Source organism: Paenibacillus sp. MAH-35 (genome assembly GCF_058135425.1).
The window spans coordinates 18,370-40,429 of record NZ_JBYUPU010000045.1; the positions used below are offsets into that span (position 1 = coordinate 18,370).

Annotated in this window: 18 protein-coding genes; all 18 read right to left on the minus strand. The window is 50.4% G+C overall.

All coding sequences use genetic code 11. The annotated features are described in order from the left end of the window. Positions 1-125: 125 nt before the first annotated feature. The 18 genes from AC3Y2E_RS29420 to AC3Y2E_RS29505 all read right to left on the minus strand — a co-directional run bounded on the left by AC3Y2E_RS29420 (position 126) and on the right by AC3Y2E_RS29505 (position 21,972). Complete coding sequence (locus tag AC3Y2E_RS29420) at positions 126-1,367, minus strand: argininosuccinate synthase (protein WP_190929282.1); 1,242 nt, start codon at positions 1,365-1,367, stop codon at positions 126-128. Between the two features lie 103 nt (positions 1,368-1,470). Next, the gene (argF, locus tag AC3Y2E_RS29425; RefSeq protein ID WP_379216835.1) at positions 1,471-2,430 is read right to left on the minus strand and encodes an ornithine carbamoyltransferase; all 960 of its coding nucleotides are present in this window, start codon (positions 2,428-2,430) and stop codon (positions 1,471-1,473) included. A gap of 69 nt (positions 2,431-2,499) precedes the next feature. After that, a complete protein-coding gene (gene argD / locus AC3Y2E_RS29430; protein WP_379216837.1) occupies positions 2,500-3,690 on the minus strand; it encodes an acetylornithine transaminase in 1,191 nt (396 codons plus the stop codon). A 49-nt stretch (positions 3,691-3,739) separates the two neighbouring features. Continuing rightward, positions 3,740-4,528 (minus strand): acetylglutamate kinase, encoded by a 789-nt coding sequence (gene argB / locus AC3Y2E_RS29435; protein WP_379216840.1) that lies wholly within the window; start codon positions 4,526-4,528, stop codon positions 3,740-3,742. A gap of 64 nt (positions 4,529-4,592) precedes the next feature. After that, positions 4,593-5,834 (minus strand): bifunctional glutamate N-acetyltransferase/amino-acid acetyltransferase ArgJ, encoded by a 1,242-nt coding sequence (gene argJ / locus AC3Y2E_RS29440; protein WP_379216893.1) that lies wholly within the window; start codon positions 5,832-5,834, stop codon positions 4,593-4,595. 131 nt (positions 5,835-5,965) lie between these two features. Continuing rightward, entirely contained in the window at positions 5,966-7,015 is a 1,050-nt protein-coding gene (gene argC / locus AC3Y2E_RS29445; protein ID WP_379216842.1) for an N-acetyl-gamma-glutamyl-phosphate reductase, read from the minus strand. A gap of 380 nt (positions 7,016-7,395) precedes the next feature. Next, positions 7,396-8,265, minus strand: a complete 870-nt coding sequence (locus AC3Y2E_RS29450; protein ID WP_379216844.1) for a YitT family protein — start codon at positions 8,263-8,265, stop codon at positions 7,396-7,398. An 87-nt stretch (positions 8,266-8,352) separates the two neighbouring features. Next, a protein-coding gene (gene prfB / locus AC3Y2E_RS29455; protein ID WP_379216846.1) for a peptide chain release factor 2 occupies positions 8,353-9,466 on the minus strand; the annotation gives its coding sequence in 2 pieces (ribosomal slippage) (positions 8,353-9,393 and positions 9,395-9,466; 1,113 coding nt in all). A 107-nt stretch (positions 9,467-9,573) separates the two neighbouring features. Beyond that, complete coding sequence (gene secA / locus AC3Y2E_RS29460) at positions 9,574-12,078, minus strand: preprotein translocase subunit SecA (protein WP_379216848.1); 2,505 nt, start codon at positions 12,076-12,078, stop codon at positions 9,574-9,576. Positions 12,079-12,350: 272 nt separating this feature from the next. Next, positions 12,351-13,445, minus strand: a complete 1,095-nt coding sequence (locus AC3Y2E_RS29465) for a site-2 protease family protein (RefSeq protein WP_379216850.1) — start codon at positions 13,443-13,445, stop codon at positions 12,351-12,353. Positions 13,446-13,659: 214 nt separating this feature from the next. Next, a complete protein-coding gene (gene hpf / locus AC3Y2E_RS29470; protein ID WP_332074068.1) occupies positions 13,660-14,211 on the minus strand; it encodes a ribosome hibernation-promoting factor, HPF/YfiA family in 552 nt (183 codons plus the stop codon). Between the two features lie 220 nt (positions 14,212-14,431). Further along, positions 14,432-14,629 carry a cold shock domain-containing protein gene (locus AC3Y2E_RS29475; RefSeq protein ID WP_131016797.1) on the minus strand — a complete coding sequence of 66 codons (198 nt, stop codon included), beginning with the start codon at positions 14,627-14,629 and terminating at the stop codon, positions 14,432-14,434. A 413-nt stretch (positions 14,630-15,042) separates the two neighbouring features. Beyond that, complete coding sequence (locus tag AC3Y2E_RS29480) at positions 15,043-15,378, minus strand: hypothetical protein (protein WP_379216853.1); 336 nt, start codon at positions 15,376-15,378, stop codon at positions 15,043-15,045. After that, entirely contained in the window at positions 15,371-15,766 is a 396-nt protein-coding gene (gene fliS, locus AC3Y2E_RS29485; RefSeq protein WP_379216855.1) for a flagellar export chaperone FliS, read from the minus strand. Before fliS ends, AC3Y2E_RS29480 begins: the two co-directional genes overlap by 8 nt. Positions 15,767-15,789: 23 nt before the next feature. Continuing rightward, complete coding sequence (gene fliD, locus AC3Y2E_RS29490) at positions 15,790-17,328, minus strand: flagellar filament capping protein FliD (protein ID WP_379216857.1); 1,539 nt, start codon at positions 17,326-17,328, stop codon at positions 15,790-15,792. A gap of 19 nt (positions 17,329-17,347) precedes the next feature. Continuing rightward, on the minus strand, positions 17,348-17,698 hold the full coding sequence (locus tag AC3Y2E_RS29495; protein WP_379216859.1) for a flagellar protein FlaG: 351 nt from the start codon (positions 17,696-17,698) through the stop codon (positions 17,348-17,350). An 83-nt stretch (positions 17,699-17,781) separates the two neighbouring features. Then, positions 17,782-19,020, minus strand: coding sequence for a flagellin lysine-N-methylase (gene fliB, locus AC3Y2E_RS29500; RefSeq protein WP_379216861.1), 1,239 nt, complete (start codon positions 19,018-19,020; stop codon positions 17,782-17,784). A gap of 114 nt (positions 19,021-19,134) precedes the next feature. After that, entirely contained in the window at positions 19,135-21,972 is a 2,838-nt protein-coding gene (locus tag AC3Y2E_RS29505; RefSeq protein WP_483875105.1) for a flagellin N-terminal helical domain-containing protein, read from the minus strand. Between the last annotated feature and the right edge of the window lie 88 nt (positions 21,973-22,060).

The following is a 22,060-nucleotide window of genomic DNA, read 5'->3' on the forward strand; positions in this document are numbered from 1 at the left end:
CCTCCTCAAGGTTCACCCTCGTCTATGCGCTCGAAAGGCAAGGGTCGCTCCGGCTCTTCTCCGCCTGCTTGCAGCGGAGCTTGCCGGAACGCCTCCTTGCCCTTTTGTTTCCAATTTCGCAAAAGTTATTTGTTCTTCGCGTTTTGCTCTACGCCGGAAGCTACGCGCAGACGAAGCGCGTTCAGGCGGATAAAGCCGGTAGCGTCTCCCTGGTTGTACGCTTTGGACGGGTCCGCTTCCATCGTAGCGATGTCCGGGTTGTACAGGCTGACCGGGCTTTTGACGCCTGCGCCCATCACATTGCCCTTGTACAGCTTCAGACGAACCGTACCGGTTACGTTTTTCTGGCTTTCCGCCACGAGCGCCTGAATCGCAAGACGCTCCGGCGCGAACCAGAAGCCGTTGTATACGAGCGTCGCATATTTCGGAATCAGCGAATCGCGCAAATGCATAACATCGCGGTCCATCGTCAGCGACTCCATCTTCCGGTGAGCCACGAACAGGATCGTTCCGCCCGGAGTCTCGTACACGCCGCGGCTCTTCATGCCGACGAAACGGTTCTCGACCATATCGACGCGGCCGATACCGTGTTTGCCGCCGAGCTCGTTGAGCGTCTCCATCACTTCGAGCGCGTTCATCCGTTGGCCGTTAATGGCTACGCAATCGCCCTGCTCAAACTCCAGCTCCACGTATTCCGCTTCATCCGGAGCTTCTTCCGGCGAACGGCTCAGTACGTACATATCGCGGTTGGAGTCCGCTGCAGCGTCGAACCAAGGGTCTTCGAGCATGCCGCTCTCAAAGCTGATATGCAGCAGGTTGCGGTCCGTCGAATACGGCTTGGCTGCCGAAGCGGTAACCGGAATGCCATGCTTCTCCGCATACGCGATCATCTCGGCGCGGCCCGGGAACTGCTCACGGAATTCTTCGATCCGCCAAGGCGCGATCACTTCCAGCTCCGGAGCGAGTGCGGCTGCGGTCAGCTCGAAGCGGACCTGGTCGTTGCCTTTGCCGGTAGCGCCGTGGGCGATGGCCGTCGCGCCTTCCGCGCGTGCAATCTCGACCATACGCTTGGCGATCAGCGGACGCGCGATGCTTGTCCCGAGCAAATATTGTCCTTCATAGAGCGCCCCGGCCTGGAACATCGGATAAATAAAATCGCTCGCGAATTCGTCGCGCAGATCGTCGATGTACGCTTTCGTGGCGCCGGTGCGCAGCGCTTTTTCTTCGAGTCCGTCCAGCTCGTCCTTTTGTCCGATGTCTGCGGTGAATGCGATGATCTCCGCGTCGTACGTTTCTTTCAGCCATGTCAAAATGACGGATGTATCCAGCCCGCCGGAGTATGCCAGTACGATTTTTTGTTTCGCCATGTGATCTGATCTCCCTCTCTACACGAATCCATCGGATTATGGGAGCCCGGCGGTACAGACCCGTTACAGTCTGCGCAGCCGGGCTAAAATTACAACGTGAACATTAGGACATTAATGCGGCCATAACCGCTTTTTGCGCATGCAGACGATTCTCCGCCTGATCGAAAATGATCGAGTTCGGCCCGTCGATAACGCCTTCGCTTACTTCCTCGCCGCGGTGAGCCGGCAAGCAGTGCATGAACAGGTAGTCTTTCTTCGCGTAGCTGGTCATCTCTTCATTGACCTGATAGTTCTTAAACGCAATCTCTCGGGCCGCCTGCTCGGCTTCGAAGCCCATGCTCGCCCATACGTCGGTATAGACGACATCCGCATTCTCGATCGCTTCTCTCGTGTCGCGGGTCAGCAGGAGCGAACCGCCGGTTAACGCCGCATTTTCACGGGAGTTCTTGACAACTTCCGGATCGGGATCGTAACCTTCCGGCGAAGCTACCGCCATATGCATGCCCAGCTTGGCAGCGCCCATCATTAAGGAGTGTACCATATTGTTGCCGTCGCCGATATATGCGATTTTGAGTCCTTGCAGCTTGCCCTTCTTCTCCAGAACCGTCTGGTAGTCGGCCAGCGCCTGGCAAGGGTGGGAGCGGTCGGTCAGCCCGTTGATAACCGGTACGGTAGCGCCCCGCGCCAAGTCGATGACGGTACGGTGAGCGTAAGTCCGGATCATAATGCCGTCGAGATAGCGGGACATCGTTTGCGCCGTATCCCATATCGTTTCGCCGCGGCCCAGCTGGAGATCGTTTTTGCTCAGGAACAGAGCGTGACCGCCCAATTGATACATCCCCACTTCAAACGATACGCGCGTCCGTGTGGACGATTTCTCGAAAATCATGCCGAGCGTCTTGCCTTTGAGCGGCTGGAACGGCTGACCGGATTTCTGCTTTTTCTTCAAATCAATTGCCAGGTCGAGCAAATAACGAATTTCTTCCGGTGTATAATCAACGAGCCCGAGAAAATCCCGGCCCTTTAAGCTTGCGGCCATATCTTGAATCGCGATTTCAGACATCTTGCTCCTCCTTTATGTCAGGGCGTCTTGGGAAGCTCCATCCGGCGCCCGCCTGATCGTTTCGTTGCATTATTTAACCGAAGCGGCCGCCTTTCGGGCGAGAACGTCGGCAATGATGCCGATCCCTTCGTTAACCTCTTCGCGTGTGACGAGCAGATTCGGCAGCAGACGGATGACGTTAGGACCCGCCGCTGTGACGAGCAGCCCGGCCTCGTGAATCACCGGCACAAATTCCGACGCCGGCAAGGTGCACTCGATTCCGATGAGCAGCCCTTTGCCACGAATCTGCTTCACCAGCGGGTTGCCGGCCAGCTTCGCGTTCAGCTCGGACAGGATGTAGTCTCCCATCTCCGCAGCGCGCCCGGCCAGGTTCTCTTCGAGCATCGTCTCCACTGTCGCGATCCCCGCCGCCGTCGCGATCGGCGTACCGCCGAACGTCGAGCCGTGACTGCCCGGACCGAACGCCTCGCGCAGCTTCGCTTTGCCCAGCATGGCGCCGATCGGGAATCCGCTCGCAAGCGCTTTGGCCAGTGTAATAATATCCGGCTCGATGCCGTAATGCTCATAGGCGAACAATTTACCGGTACGACCCATCCCGGTTTGAATCTCGTCGATAATAAGCAACAGATCGTGCTCCTTGCATAGACGCACAACTTCTTGTACGAACTTCGGTTCGGCCGGATTGACCCCGCCCTCGCCCTGTACGAGCTCCAGCATGATCGCGCACGTCTTGTCGGTTACGAAACCTTTCAGCGCCTCCGCGTCGTTGTATGGAGCGTATACGAAGCCTTCCGGAAGCGGGTGGAACCCTTCCTTCACTTTATCCTGTCCGGTAGCGGTCAGGGTAGCCAGTGTACGGCCGTGGAACGAAGTATGGAATGTAATAATTTCGTAGCGCTGCTTGCCGAGCACCTTGGCGTTATACTTGCGAGCCAGCTTGATTGCCGCTTCGTTCGCCTCCGCACCGCTGTTGCAGAAAAAGGCGGCGTCCAGGCAGCTGTTGTCGACCAGCAGCTGACCCAGCTTCTCCTGATTCGGGATATGAAACAGATTGCTGACGTGCCACAGCTCGCCGAGCTGCTCGACCAGCTTCTCTTTTACCTTTTGCGGCGCATGCCCGAGGTTCGTCACTGCCAGTCCGCTTGCGAAATCGAGATATTCTTTGCCTTGATCGTCCCACAGCCGGCTGCCTTCCCCTTTTACGAGCGTAATTGGGAATCTGGCATAGGTGGGGAACAGTGCGCTTTGTTGTTCGCTCATATGTGCTCACTCCGTTTCTTTCAGTTCGTCCGTTCTCACAACTCGCATGCTATCGCTGGATACGAGTGCCGATCTTGTCTCCGCGCAGCACTTTGCTGAGCACTTCCGGCTCGCTGCCGTTTACGATTACGACTTCTCTGACATCGCCCTGGATGCACTGGATCGCTGCACGTACTTTCGGGATCATCCCACCGTATATCTCGCCGCTGGTTATCATCTGTTCAATATCGGCCACGGACACGACTGGAAGAACCCGCTTCTCGCCGTCAACCGTCTTCAAAATGCCCGGCACGTCCGTTACAACGATCATCCGCTCAACGCCAATATGGGAAGCGACCGCGCCTGCCGCTGTATCGGCATTGATGTTATACCGCTGTGCGCCTTCTCCGATCCCGACCGGTGCTACAACCGGCATATAACCCATCCGGACGATCCCTTGGATGATCTCCGCATTGACGTGCGTAACGTCGCCTACGAGCCCGACTTCGTGCGCATTCGCTACGAGCCTCGCCTGAATCAAGTGGCCGTCCACACCGGACAAGCCCAGCGCCTTAGCGCCCGACTTCTGGATTTTGCGGACGATTTCTTTGTTGATTTGTCCGGACAGCACCATCTCGACGACGTCGAGCACCGCCTCGTTCGTTTTCCTCAGTCCGTTCACAAACTCCGTTTCGATGCCCAGCTTGCCCAGCGTATCCGATATCGCGGGACCGCCGCCGTGTACGATGACCGGGATCGTTCCTTCATCCTGCAGCTTCTTCAGATCCAGAAAAAAAGCGTCGGGCAGCGCGGCCAGCGTGCTCCCCCCGCATTTCATCACAAAACAGTTGTTGCTCATGAATCGGTTCTCCTTTACTTCTGTACCGCTTCTCTATTGGAAAATGGATGGTATAATAGCGAACTTACGTCCGGTATGCCGCATTAATACGAACATAATCATAGGTCAGATCGCAGCCCCATGCGGTAGCGCCGCTGCCCCCCATATGCAAATCAACGTGAATAAGCACGAACTCGCCCTTCAAATATTCGGCGGCCTTCTCCTCGTCGAACTTCACCGGACGCGACTGCTCCAGTGTGACGATATCGCCCAGACGGATATCCACCGTCTCCGTATTCACCGGATAACCGGCGCGACCGATCGCAGCAATGATCCGTCCCCAGTTGGCGTCGGCGCCGAAGCAAGCGGACTTCACGAGACTCGATCCGATGACCGTCTTGGCAAAAGCGCGAGCCGCTTCCACCGATTCCGCCCCAACCACGTTCACCTCGATCAGCTTCGTGGCGCCCTCGCCGTCGCGGGCGATCGCTTTAGCCAGCACCTCGCCGACATAACGGAAGCCTGCGGCGAACGCTTCCCAGTCCGGATGGCTCTCGGTCAACTCACCGTTGCCGGCCAGTCCGCTCGCCATCACGACCACCATGTCGTTTGTACTCGTATCTCCGTCCACCGTAATCATATTAAACGTCGTATCGGTTACTCCGTTAAGCAGCTTTTGCAGCGAAGCCGCAGGAACTGCCGCATCGGTCGTGATGAAGCCCAGCATCGTCGCCATATTCGGATGGATCATGCCCGACCCTTTGGCCGCCCCGGCGATATGTACCGTGTGGCCGTCCACCGTCAGTTTGACGCAAACCGACTTCTTGGTCAGATCCGTCGTCAAAATCGCCTGGCAAAACTGGTCTCCGCCTTCGTCCGAAGCGGATACGCGCTCAGGCAGCCCGGCAATGCCGGATGTTACCTTATCCATCTTCAGCAGCTCGCCGATCACGCCAGTGGACGTAACGCCCACGTAATGATCCGGCACGCCGAACGCTTTGGCCGCTTCCGAACGCATCGTCCGCGCGTCCTCATCGCCTTGTTTCCCCGTACACGCATTTGCGTTGCCGGAGTTGACCAGCATGACTTGAAGCTTCCCTTCCACCGCCAAGCTGTCCTTCGTCACTTGCAGCGGAGCCGCCTGAAACGCGTTAAGCGTATATACGCCCGCCGCCGAAGCCGGAACGTCGCATACGATGACACCCAAATCGTTGCGCTGGGTCTTCTTCAGACCGCAATGCAAGCCTCCAGCCCGAAACCCTTTCGGCGTCGTGACCGAGCCATTCTCCACCACTACAAATTCGCCATGCTGCGCCATCGCAACCATCACCATCTTTCTGCAAACTGCAAATGCTTATAATTGGAACAGCCCCCGAGACCGCCGAAGTCGTACCATTAAGCGACAGCAGCGTCCGGAAGCCATGAGCCATTTCGTCCTGGTGCATCTATAGAAAACCGTTATGGATAAACCGGAGTAAAATCGAGCCCCGTCGATTCGTCCCAGCCCATCATCAGGTTCAGGTTCTGTACCGCTTGCCCGGCTGCGCCCTTCATCAGGTTATCGATGACCGAGATGACCGTTACCCGGCCTGTCCTCGCATCGACCGATACGCCGATATCGCAATAGTTGGAGCCGGATACTTCCTTAGTCGCCGGATATTTGCCCACCGGGCGAATCCGCACGAATTTCCGTCCTTCGTAGTAGCTGCGAAACAAATTCACGACCTCTTCGTCCGTCCGGGCCTGCGTAAGCTTCGCATAGCTCGTGACCAGAATGCCGCGGGTCATCGGCAGCAGATGTGTCGTGAACGTCATCGTTACTTCCTGGCCGGCTACGCGGCTGAGCGTCTGTTCGATCTCCGGCGTATGCTGATGCCGGTTCACTTTGTAAGCCAGCGTGCTCTCGTTGATCTCCGAGTAGTGATAGGCCAGGCCGAGTCCGCGTCCCGCCCCCGATACGCCCGTCTTCGCGTCCGATATAATCGTAGACGGATCGATCCATCCTTCCGCCAGAAGCGGCACGAGACCGAGCGCCGTCGCCGTAGGGAAGCATCCCGGGTTCGCGATCAGATCGGCTCCGCGCACGTCTTCGCCGAATACTTCGCACAATCCGTACACCGCTCGATCCAGATAAGCCGGATCTGCAGGTCTATGTTTATACCAAGTCTCGTATACATCTCCTTGCTTCAGCCTGAGGTCTCCGGACACGTCGATGACTTTCAGCCCCGCATCGATCAGCTTCGGAGACAGCTCCGTGCTAACCCCGTGCGGAGTCGCCAGAAAAACAACATCGGCCTTGCTCTTCATGGCCGCAACATCAATCGCCTCGAGCCGATCTGTAACGATCTCCGATAAGTGCGGATACCCTTCCGCATACAAAGCTCCTGCGTTCGAAGAAGAAATGACCGATGTAATCTCCGCCTTCGGATGCTGCAATAAAAGCCGGATCAATTCGACGCCGCCGTAGCCGGTCGAGCCTACGATAGCCGTTCTGAGCTTACCGTTCATGACTATGCCTCCCCATAACAGCAAAGTTCCGTTCCTTTTCTCCCAAGAACAGGACCGGTGTCGTCTGCCGTTTTTGTATCGTTGTTTCTCGCAATCCTACGATTCCGTCCCGAAACATATGCATCATTATACATTCTAAAGAATAATAATTCAATCGCTTTTTTATCCGGATCTCCGTCTTCCCTTATCGGCAAAATCAGCCGAAATTACTGTGCTGAACATCTCTCCAATTGAAGTGCAGCAAATCGAAATGTTCTATGAAGCGCGACGGATCATGCCCCAATCAGAAAACCCGCTACGCAGCAGATGGTTCACGAGCGATTCGTCTCTTTTTCGATCATACGGAATATTGAACGGAACTGCAACTGGCTTTTCCGTGCTTAGCCATGAAGCTTGAATCCTTCCCCCAGCACTTCGCTGGCATCGGCTAAAATAACGAAGGCCGCAGGGTCTACCGCCTTGACGAGCGTCTTCAGCCGGGTCACCTCGGTCTGGCTGACGACCACCATCAGGGTAGGCCGGTCTTCCCCCGTGTACCCGCCCCGGCCGGCCAATACGGTCAGTCCCCGGTCCAGCTCGAACAGGACCGCCTCGCGAATCGCTTCCGTTTCCTTGGTCATGATAAAAGCGACCTTCGAATACCGGAAGCCGATCTGGACGACATCGATCGTTTTTGTTGTGACGAACAGGCCGATCAGCGCCAGCAGCGCTTTCTCCGGCGAGAAGACGATCCCCGCCGTTACAATGACCGCCCCGTCCAGCATGGCTACAGCGATGCCGTAACCGATCCCCGTCCATTTATGGATTAACTGAGCCGCCGAATCGAGCCCTCCTGTAGAACCTCTGCCGCGGAACACGATGCCGAGTCCCGCTCCAATCCCGATTCCCCCGTAGATCGTGGCCAGCAGCGGGTCTGTCGTTAAAGGACCGATATCACGCGACAAAAGGACAAAAAGCGGGAGCACGATCGATGCCACCGCTGTCTTCAAACCGAACTGTCCGCCCAAAAAAAGCAGGCCGAGCATAAACAAGGGAATGTTAAGCACCCACTGCATAATAGCCGGCTCGATGCCGAACAAATGCTGAATGATGGTGGAGATGCCGGCCACTCCTCCGGATGCGATCCGGTTCGGGTTCAAGAACATATTAAAGCTAAGGGCAATGATCAGACAGCCGGTCAGCAACAACATATATTCGATCGTATGATGCAGCGGACTTCCGATCCGGATTGCGGGCTGTTTACGGCGCATTGGCATTCTCCTTCCCTTTATTCAGCCGTGCGGTGTAAAAATAAATCCTACACTATAGTGTAGGATAAAGGTTTCCCTGTATATTCATCAACCGTCAGCCGGTTTTATTTGGTGACGCAAGTACGCATCGATAAACGGCTCGATTTCTCCGTCCATGACCGCTTGAACGTTCCCGGTCTCCGCTTGGGTACGGTGATCCTTGACCATGCTGTACGGATGGAACACATAAGAGCGGATCTGACTGCCCCATGCGATATCGGATTGCTCGCCGCGAATCTCGGCCAGATGCTTGGCTTGCTCCTCCAGCTTTTTCTCGTACAGCTTCGAACGAAGCATCTTCATGGCGCGTTCCCGATTCTGAATCTGCGACCGCTCCAACTGACAGGCTACGACGATTCCACTTGGAATATGTGTAATCCGCACGGCCGACTCGGTCCGGTTGACGTGCTGTCCACCCGCTCCGCTCGCCCGGTACGTATCGACCCGCAAATCTTCAGTACGGATCTCGACCTCTACGTCTTCCTCGATCTCCGGAACGACGTCGCACGATACAAACGATGTATGACGGCGTCCGGATGCATCAAACGGGGAGATCCGTACCAGCCGGTGCACGCCCTTCTCCGCTTTCAAGTAACCGTAGGCGTTGTGCCCCTTGATGGAGAGCGTAACGCTCTTAACGCCCGCTTCATCACCCGGCAGGTAGTCGAGCAGCTCCACCTTAAAGCCTTTTTTCTCCGAATATCTGCGGTACATACGGAGCAGCAGGTCCGCCCAGTCTTGGGACTCGGTACCGCCGGCGCCCGGATGCAGCTCCAGAATGCAATCGTACTTATCGTACGGCTGATTCAACAGCAGCTGCAGCTCGAAGCCTTGCAGCTTCGCATGCAGTTCGCGAATGCTTGAGGTCAAGTCCGCCGCCATGCTGTCGTCGCCCTCTTCCTCGGCCAGCTCCAGCATCACTTCGATATCCTCGTAAGCCGAAGCGAGTCCTTGGAACTCGTCGACTACTGACTTGACCGCATTCATCTCGCCGATTACTTTTTGCGCTTTCTCGTTATCGTCCCAGAAATCGGGAGCGGCCATCTTCTCTTCAAAGTTGCCGATCTGCTCCAGCTTCAGATCTAAGTCAAAGAGACCCCCTAAGGTCTTGAATTCGCTTAGCCACTTCCCGTAAATCCTGCTTTACATCTGCTTCCAACATGATTCCGTTCACCTCTGTCTCAAAGTTAGGCCACGCCCGCTGGTCCATCGGCAAAAGGAAGCCCCCTGCGAAGGGGGCCGCCTTGCCTTAGCCAATAGCAAGCTCGCTTATTTGCCGTGGCACTGTTTATATTTTTTGCCGCTTCCGCACGGACAAGGATCGTTGCGTCCGGTTTTGTCCTCGGCGCGAGCCGGGCGCTTGCCTTCCGCTTCGGCCTTCGGATCGACGGCTTGCCCTTCGGCTACGGCCTGACGCTCCAGGTTCGATTCGACGTGGGCCTTCATGATATACTTGGCCACTTCTTCGCGAATGTTTTCGATCATTTCCTGGAACATCTCGAATCCTTCGAACTGATATTCGCGAAGCGGATCGGTTCCGCCGTAAGCGCGAAGATGAATCCCTTGACGAAGCTGCTCCATCGCGTCGATATGATCCATCCACTTGCTGTCCACCGCACGCAGCAGAACGACTTTCTCGAACTCGCGCATGTTGTCCGGACCGATCTCCTGTTCGCGCTGGTCGTACATCTCTTTAACCAGCTTCTCGATATATTCGATCATTTCCTCGCGTTCCTTGCCCCATAATGCGTCGGCGCTCAGTTGGTCTTCCTGAAGGAACGTGGAATTCGCATATTCGGCGATTGCCGCCAAATCCCACTCTTCCGGCACCTGATCATCCGGGGTATGGGCTTTGACGATCCGCTCGATGACCGGCATAATCATGCCGAGCGCGATTTCCTTGATATTATCGTGCTCCAGCACCTCGCGGCGCTGCTTGTAAATAATCTCACGCTGCTGATTCATGACGTCGTCGTACTGAAGAACGACCTTCCGGGTATCGAAGTTATTGCCTTCCACCCGTTTCTGGGCGGACTCGATCGCGCGGGTAATCAGCTTGCTCTCGATCGGCTGATCTTCCTCGAATCCGATCCGGTCCATCATGCCCATGATGTTCTCGGCACCGAAACGGCGCATCAGCTCGTCTTCCATCGACAGGAAAAACTGCGAAGAACCCGGGTCGCCTTGACGGCCCGCTCGTCCGCGAAGCTGGTTATCGATCCGCCGGCTCTCGTGACGCTCCGTACCTATAATATGCAAACCGCCGATATCGGCAACTCCATCGCCGAGCACAATATCCGTACCCCGTCCCGCCATGTTGGTGGCGATAGTGACCGAGTTCGGCTGGCCCGCGCGGGATACGATCTCCGCTTCTTCGGCATGGTATTTGGCGTTTAGTACTTTATGCTGCACGCCTTTTTTCTTAAGCATGTCGGACAACCGCTCCGAGTTCTCGATCGATATCGTACCGACGAGTACCGGCTGGCCTTTTTTGTGGCGCTCTACGATCTGATCGACAACCGCTTTGAATTTGCCGTTCACGCTTTTGTATACAGTATCCGGCATGTCGTTACGGATCATCGGTTTGTTCGTCGGGATGACGACAACTTCGAGACCGTAAATTTTCTTAAGCTCTTCTTCCTCCGTCTTCGCCGTACCGGTCATCCCGGCCAGCTTGCGGTACATCCGGAAGTAGTTTTGCAGCGTAATGGTGGCGAGCGTCATGCTCTCGTTCTGCACCTTCATCTGCTCTTTGGCTTCGATCGCCTGATGCAAACCGTCGCTGTAACGGCGGCCCACCATAAGGCGTCCGGTAAACTCGTCCACGATAATAACCTCATCGTCCTGAACGACATAGTCTACGTCGCGTTTCATGATAACGTGAGCTTTCAACGCTTGGGAGATATGATGATTCAAGGTGACGTTCGCATGATCGTACAAGTTCTCGATGCCGAACATCTTCTCCGCTTTTGCCGCGCCCGCTTCGGTGAGGTTGACCGATCTTACCTTGATATCAACCGTATAATCCTCTTCGGGAGCCAGCCGGCTTACGAACCGGTCGGCCGCATAATACAAGTCCGTAGACTTGGCTGCTTGTCCGGATATAATAAGCGGGGTCCGCGCTTCGTCGACAAGGATCGAATCGACCTCGTCAATCACCGCATAATAAAGCGGACGCTGCACCATCTGCTCTTTGTAGAGCACCATGTTATCGCGCAAATAGTCGAAGCCGAACTCGTTGTTCGTTCCGTACGTAATGTCGCAGGCGTATGCCGCTTGTTTCTGCGAATGGGACAAGCTGTTCAGGTTGACGCCAACGGTCATGCCCAGAAACTCGTACACTTTCCCCATCTCATTGCTGTCCCGCTGGGCCAAATAATCGTTGACCGTAACGACGTGGACGCCTTTGCCGAGCAAGGCGTTCAAATAAACCGGCAGCGTACCGACCAGCGTTTTCCCTTCACCCGTCCGCATCTCCGCGATTTTGCCTTCATGAAGCGCCATCCCTCCGATCAGCTGCACATCGTAGTGACGTTTGCCCAGCGCTCTCCATGACCCTTCGCGTACGACCGCGAAAGCTTCCGGAAGAAGCTCGTTTAATTCAGTTCCGGCTTCGATCTTGGATCTGAATTCCGCCGTTTTGTTGCGAAGCTCGTCGTCAGACAGTGCCTTGATCTGAGGCTCCATCTCGTTGATCATCTCTACCGTTCGCATCAATCGCTTAATCTCGCGATCGTTCGAATCGCCAAATATCTTTTTTACGAGTCCCAGCATGCGAGAACCCCTTTCGCTATACGTAGTCCGTCGGACGGAACAAACGAATTTTTTGTAGCATTGAATCCATGAACCTTTAAAAAACCTTCGTGCCGCTGCAATCAGGCAAAGCGCCGTAAAGGTCCTTGATGATCGTTCCGTGTTTCAGACGAGACAATCGTTCCGAATGTTACAGGATAACGTCCTTTTTCACGACAAACCGTTTGCATAAATTGTAACAGTTTGCGCAAGCCGCCGCAACAACAGGCTTGTACCGACGGGCCCTGATCGGGTTACGAAATGATCGGCATTGCCATAGATTGGATGACCAACAGCATCGACACCAAAAAAGCGATTAGCCCAAAATAGGCGATTCCGTATCTCAGACGGGTTGTTGGGGGAACTTCATAGTACGTATCATTTTCATGAGTATCGCCCTGCACCTGCAAAAATATGACAAGCTTCGACTCTTCCTCTTCGTCTGTCTTTTTGATGACCCGAACGACTTCCACCTTACGGATTTGCGATTGTCCTTGCAAGTCTGCCGTATGCTCCAGACCAAGTCCTTCCCATTTCACATGAAGCTGCTGCACGCCGTTCTCAATCGTACTGGAGGTGCTGAACGGAAGCTCTCTTCGGTGCTCTTCTCCCGGGATAAAATAACCGGCCTCCAGTAAAGGAACGAGCGGGGTTTCCCAGCGCACCGTATATTGGACAGGCGACGTCTTGACCCGTTTGATATACTTCTTGTATAAATCGTAGGCGAACAAAACCCAGAATATCGCCAGTATCCAGGCATTCAAGTAAAAGATAAGCAGCGCTCCGCCGACAAGGCCTACGATCCACAGCCATCTGCTAAGCGCCGAAGCGATTCTCCCGCCGTCCATCGGCTGCATCGGAAGCAAATTAAACAAATTTAAAATAAACCCGATCTTGGCGATGACGATCCATACATACCATCCAGTTCCGCCGCCCGCCTGAATGCCAAGCCAGCCGATGACGTAGGCGGCCGTAGCGCCTAACGTGCCGATCAGCGGACCTCCATACGCGATATAAGCCTCCGTTACGGCATCCCGCGGATTCCGCTTTAGCATAATCATCGCCCCGAGAAAAGGAATAAAAAACGGTGCACTCACCGGAAGACCCTTGCGCTTCGCTGCGGCTACGTGTCCCATCTCGTGAATTAGGATCATCCCCACCAGACCCGCCGCCACCTGGAACGGGAACACGATCGTATAGGCCCACACGGTGACGAGCATGCTGATGATGGCTGTGCCGAACTTGCTGAATTTGAATAAGGCGAGCAGCGTCTTGCCTTTGCTCAGAATAAACAGCCCCGCGGCTCCCAAAAGCCACCAGCCGTTTCGTTTGGCCGGCTTGTTGTCCAATGTACCAACCTCCCTGCGGCTACTTCACTCACCGCTGCTTTCATTTTCAATGGTGAAAACCGTGATGACGTTAGACCTTACGTTAGGTTAGCGTCCCCCGGATTCGGTTTCTTCGTGCTGGTTATTAGATTTTATACGCAGAAAAGCCTGATCCGTTTCAGGATCAGGCGAGTTATAAACGTTATGGATGCCGTTCGTTACTATGTGCTAGGCTTCAGTTCGGCTCGATGAGACCGTACTTGCCGTCGTTTCTCCGGTAAACCACATTCACTTCCTTAGAGTCAGCATTAGCGAATACGAAGAAGTTATGACCGACCATGTTCATTTGCAAGATCGCTTCCTCTACGTCCATCGGCTTCAGATTGAAACGCTTCGTGCGAACCAGCTCCAGATCTTCGTCTTCCTCGTCCAGTTTCACTGCCGTCGAGCCGTCATAACTTTCTCTGAACAATGTACGAATACCGTCTCCCCGGAATTTGCGGTTTACTTTCGTTTTATGCTTGCGGATTTGGCGCTCGAGCTTCTCGGTAACCAAATCGATCGAGGCGTACATATCCTCGTTCTTAACCTCAGCTCTCAGCAGCACTCCAGGCAGCGGAATCGTTACTTCTACCGTCTGCATGTTTTTGGCTACGCTGAGCGTGACGTTCACGTCAGAGGTGGGAGCAGCTTCGAAATACTTTTCCAGCCTTCCGATCTTTTTAGCAGCGTACTCTTTTAGTGCGTCGGTGGGCAGCAGGTTTTGACCGCGAATGGTAAAGTTCATTGTTCAACAGCTCCTTTCATACTTCTACTATATCATATTAAGGAGCCTACTTCAAAAAAACTTTGCAATAATTCAAAATAATTAAACAATTCTGATTATTTTTGTTGCATAATGTTCACACCCTTGAAAAGAGGAAAATTCATGCAAAAAAGACACCCCGGTTTCCCGGGGCATCTTCGCTGCTAGCGTATATATTCAATCGCGGCAAACAGCCGGTTGATTATAATTTGATGACGTTAGCTGCTTGCGGACCGCGTGCGCCTTCCACGATGTCGAATTCTACGGCTTGGCCTTCTTCCAAAGTCTTGAAGCCGTCCGATTGGATTGCCGAGAAGTGAACGAATACGTCTCCGCCGTCTTCGCGCTCGATGAATCCATAACCTTTTTCTGCGTTAAACCATTTTACTTTACCTTGCATGCAAAACATTCCCTTCATCTTCAAATAGCTGCGGGCCTTGCCCACACCCTGACTATACCACCAGCCCTGCCGAATGTCAACGTGAAAGCGCAATCTTTCTCTCCCAGCCTTGCCCAATTCTCGCTTGCCCGAATTGCACGAAAATTTGGCTATTTACAAGAAATACACATTATGAAAGCTTGTTTTCATTAGTTATTCACAGAGTTATACACATTATCCACAGGGTAGTTATTCAGTTGCGCACAGGAGAAAATACAAATGGAAGGGGCAGATGCACTTGAAAAAGCGACTTCGGTGCACCCCTGCTTCAATTGTTTTATATTAACGAGATAGACCGAATTTTGCCGCAGCCTGCAGCTCCAATAAAAAATAAAAACACTGCATAACCATGCAGCGCTCATCATCGTACTTTTTTACTTTTTTTTATCAAACATGAACGGATCCATTACGTAATCCGCCTCGTAGGTAGCTTTTTGTTTTTTAGCCAAATTCATTCTAGTTATACCGCTCTGGTTCTCAACCTGGATTTCGGATATTCTCGCTGTGATTATTGAATCTTTTTCAAGCAAAGCGGTCACCCGGTTACGATGCAATGATGCTTGGTCCGGGGTAATCGTTAATTCCATCAGTTGCTTGATCAATGCCTGTCGTTGCTCAATAAAGTCCTCTAACTCTTCCTGCTTGGCGAATTGTAAGGACCCTAAGAGTTGCTCCGTGATAATCTCCAGCTTCCCAATCAAACTATCCATGTTGAATTCCGCTTCTTTGGCTGTTTACGATTTTGGTGGCTTGAATCCACGTTTCCTTGAACTCCTGCAGGTAACCGAGAACCTCTTCGAGCGGCTCGATTTCTTTTTTGGTATTGGCTTGAATCAATCGGTAAATTAAATAATCGTATAGACGCAACAAGTCTTTCGCGATTGGCAAAGATTGATCCAAGGTAATCACAAACTCACTAATGATATCCTGAACCTTAAAAATATGATTGTGGGCGGCGGTGATATCGTTTTTGCGAATATCCTCTATGCTCAGTTTGCAGAAACGTATCGCCCCATCACAAAGCATAACGAGAAGCTGTGCGGGAGAAGCTGTCTGAATCGAATTTTCTAGATACTTATTCGGCTGTGATTGAATCATGGATGTCCCTCCTCATTCCCTCGTTACTGGCTCTTGCCAGTGCCAAACGCGTTTGCCAAATAGGCCGATTGGGAGTTGTACCGATTAAGCGCAGCTTCCATTGCAGCAAATTTTTTATAATAATTATCTTCCATCGTTCTGAGCTTTTTGTCCATTTGGTCAAGCTGTTTATTTACTTCGAGGAGCCTTGTGCTCACTATACTCTGATCAAACGAAGTCGTATTGGGAGCACCCGCTTTCTCGATCAGTTCATCAAGGCCATCCTTCAGCCGGGCGTACATCCGATTGGCAATGCCGCCTTTGGCCCCATCCTCGCCCTCACCTATTGGTTGTGTGAATAACGTCTGGACCGCTTCAAGGTTATTCTCGATGGCAGCACGCAGCTTCGTTTCGTCCTTGATGACTAGCTTCCCTTTTTCCGTATAATCTCCGGTGTCAATTCCGATCGACGCTAGGGACTTGATGGTCGAATGCCCGGTATCGACAATACCAGTAACTGCGAAACGAAGATCTGTGACCATATTGGCCAATATGGAATCATTACGCAGCATTCCGCTCTTGGCCAGCTTCTCCCATTGCTCGATTTGCTTCTCGGACATGGTTTCTTTTTGTGCATCTGTCAATGGAAGGTAGTCACGATTTCTTTTTTCAGAAAGCTTGTCCTGCGTTTGCTTCAGAAAATCGTTATATTCGGTAACAAAAGTTTTAATGGCTTCGACAACCTCATCGACCTTTGTTTTGGGCTCGATCGTGGCTTCTGTGCCGCCAGCCTTTTTAAGCGTAATCTCAATACCGTTTACAGTGAACGTGTTGCTGGTGCGGGTGGTGGCCAGGCCGTTGATCGTAACTTCTGCGTCGTTGGCTAACGATTTATTACCACTATCTGTTGCCACCTTTAATACGTTGCTCAAGAAATTACCTTCATTTAAGTCCTCGAATACTATCTTGTCCCCTTTTTGATCTTCTCCATTAACTTTACCCGTTTGTTTTGCCATAAAGGATATTTGTTTCTTACTTTCATCATAAAAAGCTGTTACATTGGTCTTTTGATTGATTTTGGAGAGAATGTCGTTGAGAGAATCTTTATTGGTATCAACAGTTATTTCTTCGCTATTGTTAATTTTAAATTTATAACTCGTTGTAAGCGGAGCATCACTAAGTAGATTAGGTATTTGTTCAGATAATGGCTTGGAAGGATCAAATTCTTCTTTTGCAATTGCTGAATTGCTAAAATTTGATGCAGCTACTGCTAGCTTTTGAACTGATATAGCTAGATTACTCTCACCTGCTGAACTAGTAGCCTTGGCAGTTAATATTTCGGAATTGCCCGAAACAGTAACCTCCTTTTTATTGAATGTACCTTCTAACCGGAACTTAAATAACTTATTGTTACGATAATCCGTTAATTTAAGATTCGTATCCCGATACTCATCCCTAGACCATTCGTACGTTTGTCTCTTTTGATCCAATGCATCATACTTAACGCGCTGGGCTTTCATCAGCTCTTTTACGGTATTATCTACATCAAATCCACTCAGTCCAGCCACTCGTAATGGCATCATTATCACCCACTTTCGATAATTAAGCTCTCTTGTCTACCAATATGCCAGCCATTTCCCATAACTTCGCTACGAAATCAAGCATCTTTTCCGGAGGAATCTCCCTGACAACCTTCCCGGTATCCCGCTCCAGTACTTTTACCATAATCTGGTTAGTACTTTTATGAATCGAGAAATCCAGCACCGTTACTGGTCCCTGTACCGCCTGTACAGCTCTATCGATGGCCATAATAAGCTGCTCTTCACTGATGGAGATATGTTCTCCTTGTAACTCCGCCTTCTTAAGCTCTTGTGCAGTCTGGATCGTGTTGGTCATGTCGCTTCCTAAAGGCGGGATCTTAGGATAACTTCCCCCAATTGGTTGATTTTCCATTGAAAATCCCTCCGTATAACATTCCTATAGGGTATATATCGGAGGGATATATAACTATTGTTATAGCTATTTTATCTATCACATTAATTCCTGATCATTATTGCCATATAAGCCATGGTTTTGTAATTATGCTTTTCCAGAAGACTATATGCATTGGAAAAGAACATATTGTTATGTTCAACAGTTTTAGAGAAAGATTGCATGAACTTAATGACGAAATCAACTGAAAACTGCTCTTTTGCATATCTTGCTATTCCGATTAAATGCATCTTAATTAATGCGTAATGCAATGCCAACATTACAAATTCATCAAATATATTGGTGAACTTGCCGCATGGAAAGAGACTTTTATAAACATAATTAACAAGATAGTTCTCCAGAATATATCCATGTTGCTTCATAAACGGTTGATAATACTTCTCATAGCCTTCTTTATAGCGTGATGCTATATCTTCAGTAGTATCTTCTAAGTTGTACTCAATTCCATGTAAAAATGCAGCATAACACTCGAAATAACGTTGACTGCTAACTCCTATTTTATACCGTTCATCAGCTAGTTCTTTCAGTAATTCCATTTGAATTACAGTATTAGTCGGAATGTCTTGTAAGGATTCTTTTAAGCCAAAATTGTCTATCAATGCTGAATACCTTGCAATAAGCTCAGCTATTCCTCCGTTACCTTCTTCAATGTACTCCTGAACCTTTTGAACGAACATTCCTAGCAAAATCAGTCGATCTGAAAGATCGTAATTTCTATTTTGCAAAATTTGTATAGTGAATATTCTAAGTTCCCAAAAAAAACGCTCGATAGGAACTGTAGCTTCATTGGTTCTCAAAATTTTCCCCACATTAATTCTATTATCAAGCTCTCTATTTTGTTCTGTAAAATCTATACCCTCAGGATTAAGCAATACAAGCCTTGCCATCTCAGGACAGGATATCGTGCCCGATAACTCAAATACATTGTTGACAACATTTGCTCCTCTTGGGTAACTAGCGCATACATTGGAGAGATACTGCTCTCCTAATCTAAGTTGAACTCCACATCTTCTATCTTCGGTTAATAGCGGACAGCGGTTCTGTTCATTCAGTTTTATACTGGCGAAATATCCATCACTCGGATCAACCCGATTTCTCTTCAAACTGTTTTCTAGCAGCCTTCTGAGCACAGGATCTGAGACCTTGTTATATTTTTTATATGTCGATCGATCGATCGAAACTTGCCAACCTGAGCAACAGGTGTCTTCACACTCTGAACCAATGCATTGGAATTTATCCATGTACAGTGGGTATAAGTGTTTAACTCTTTTAGTACTGTTCATATATTTCCCCTTTGAACGAATTAAGTGTTACTACTAATATCGGCTTCATTAATCTATTTATTAATAGGAAAAGAGACCTTAGATCATCTAAGGTCTCTACAAGATTACATGTTATTAACGAAGAAGTTGCAACACGCCTTGAGGTTGTTGATTTGCTTGAGCAAGCATAGCTTGAGCAGCTTGAGAAAGGATGTTGTTCTTCGTGAAGTCCATCATCTCTTTAGCCATATCAACATCACGAATACGGGATTCAGATGCTGTTAAGTTCTCAGCGGAGGTTCCAAGGTTGCTAATGGTATGTTCCAAACGATTCTGGTATGCACCGAGTTTGGACCGCTCTGCAGAAACGATTTCCAAAGCATTATTTACTACACTAATTGCAGTTTGTGCACTTGAGCTTGTAGAAACATCGACATCTTGAATACGAAGAGCTTGGGTTCCCATATCGTTAATATCAACTTTAAGTGTTTGACCTTCATTTGCACCGATTTGCATCTGAAGCGAGCTGTCAGCAGCACCATTTTGAGCTTGTTGAGTAACAGTAAAATCACCAAAAACTCGGTTAAAGTTAGCAACTTGAGTTACATCAGTAGCTGACCTTTGAGCTGTAAACTTAAGGTTCGAGATATCTTTGTCTTGACCGTCAGCACCCCGTACGGCAATTTTTCCTGTTGCTGTATCCAACGATACTGTCGCACCATCGAACTCTTTAAGATTCCGAATAGCACTAAGAATGTCATCAACTTTACTGTTGGCTCCAACTGTGACAGAAGCTTCGAAGGCTTTGCCATTCTGGGTTCCCGAGATCTTAATAACATTTCCATCTTGCAAGCCAAGTCCGTTGCCATTTGTGTCAACAAGATCAACAAGTTTCGTTGTATTTGCAATAGAGTTATCAACAGCATCTGTACCCGCTACATTAGAGTTAACGCCTGCAGTAGTTACTGTTGCTGTTATGTCAGCTCCACCAAACAATGCTGCACGACCTGTTGCTACACCAGCTTCATTCTCAATTTTGAAAAGAGCACCGCGGGCGTTTGCCGTCAAAGATAAAGTATCTACTCCAGCAGGGGTCGTTTTAGTCGCAACTGTAACAGCATTTTCTCCAAATTTCTTATCAAACTCTGCTTGGAGAGCTTTGACGATAGCATCACGGGAACTTTTAACATTGGCAACTGAGCTATTAATACCATCATAACCTGTGAGATCAAGATACTCCGTCTTGGCCCCCAGTGTCACTTTAATCTTTCTATCTGCAGTAGTGTCCAAATCAATACCAGCAGCTAGATCGGCCGCAGCAGGTGCATTAATCGTAGTTGCAGCCCCATCATATCCCAACGCACCTAATGCAGAGCGAGGAATAGTTGGTGGAGTAGATACTTTTAATGTTGCGTCAGCACCTTTTACAAGAGATTCAAACTCTATTTTACCGTCGGATCCCAAGGTAGCTTTAACTTTACCAATAAGATCGCTCGAAGCATTAATTTGGTTGTTAACTTCCGTAACAAGAGCGTTCCGGTCCGCATAAGTACCAGCAGCCAAAGTCAGAGTCGTTTCTTTACCATTCAAAGAAATGTTAAACTGATCATTAGCACCTTTTGAAATAACTGTTCCAGCTTTGATTGTGTTAACTGCATTTGTACCAGCAGTAGTAGTTGATTTGGTAGCTAGTACGTCCTTAGTAACAGTTACCGCTCCACCAAACAGGTCGGTTACGTTGGTACCACCATTGTTCGCTAGAGTAAGCGTTCCTGTTCCAACATTGTTTTTAATTGTCAGGCGCCCGTTACCGTCGTCGCCTATAACAATCTGATCTTTTCCAAGTTTTGTATCAAAAGCTTTTTGAAGACCTTCTTTTAAAGCAGAGAAAGTATACTGTGTACCAGCAGTCAAGCCACCGTCATTTTCCAAATTAACCGTAATGGCACTACCATTACCAAAGGTTACATCAATTTTGTTATTGCCTGTCGCCAAGGTTTTATATCCTGTAGTACCAAGATCCACTGTTGAAGTGAACGAAGTTGCCTTTTCGTCAAAACCCATAGCAGCAAGCGCATCTTTACTCGCAGTATCGGCTTTTACTTCAACTTTGATCGTGCTGCTTGCACCTGTTGCTTTCGTTGTAAACTCAAGTCGTCCGTCATTTGTAGCTTTTACGGTTACTTGATTAAATTCAGCTTTGGAAGAACCAGCTGTAGCTCCTTCCTGAGCATCGATAATAGCTTTGCTTACAGCATTTGCAAAATCTTCGCGAGTGTACCCTTCAGCACCGCTTGCAGCGATAGTGACAGTTAAATCTGCTGCTCCGTTAATAGCAATTTTAAACGTATCATTCTCGCCAGTTCTGACGATGGTTCTCTCAGCAAGTTGTGCGCCACCGGTGTGAGAATATCCAGTGCCGGATTTACCTGCCAACGATTGAGTCAATTCGATAGCAAGACCAGCACCTGTCTTAGCAGCAGTTGCAGCCTGATCGGCAGCGTCAATAGCAGAAGAATTAGCGACTGTACCTTGTACTTGTTTAGCAGCAGTCAAGCTACCATTCAAGAGCTTCTTCGTATTGAACTCAGTCGTGCTAGAAATCCGGTCTACTTCGGATTTCAACTGAGAAACTTCTTTTTGCAGCTCTGCGCGGTCAGCATCTGTCGAAGTGTCGTTCGCTGCTTGTACAGCAAGCTCGCGCATACGTTGCAGAATGTTATGAGTCGTGCTCAGAGCACCCTCAGCCGTTTGGATCAGCGAGATGGAATCTTGCGAGTTGCGGCTAGCTTGCTCCAAACCGCGGATTTGTCCGCGCATTTTCTCGGAGATTGCGAGACCTGCAGCGTCGTCGCCCGCACGGTTGATACGCAGACCCGAAGACAGCTTCTCAAGCGATTTGCTAGTTGCAGCAGTGTTGTTGGTCATCTGACGGTGTGTGTTCAGAGACGCAATGTTGTGATTAATTCTCATTGTTTTTCTTCCTCCTTGAAAGGTATCCCCACATCCTTGTGGGAGCTCGGTCTTACTGTTTGCCAGGTCGGCCGCCCGGACAATACAG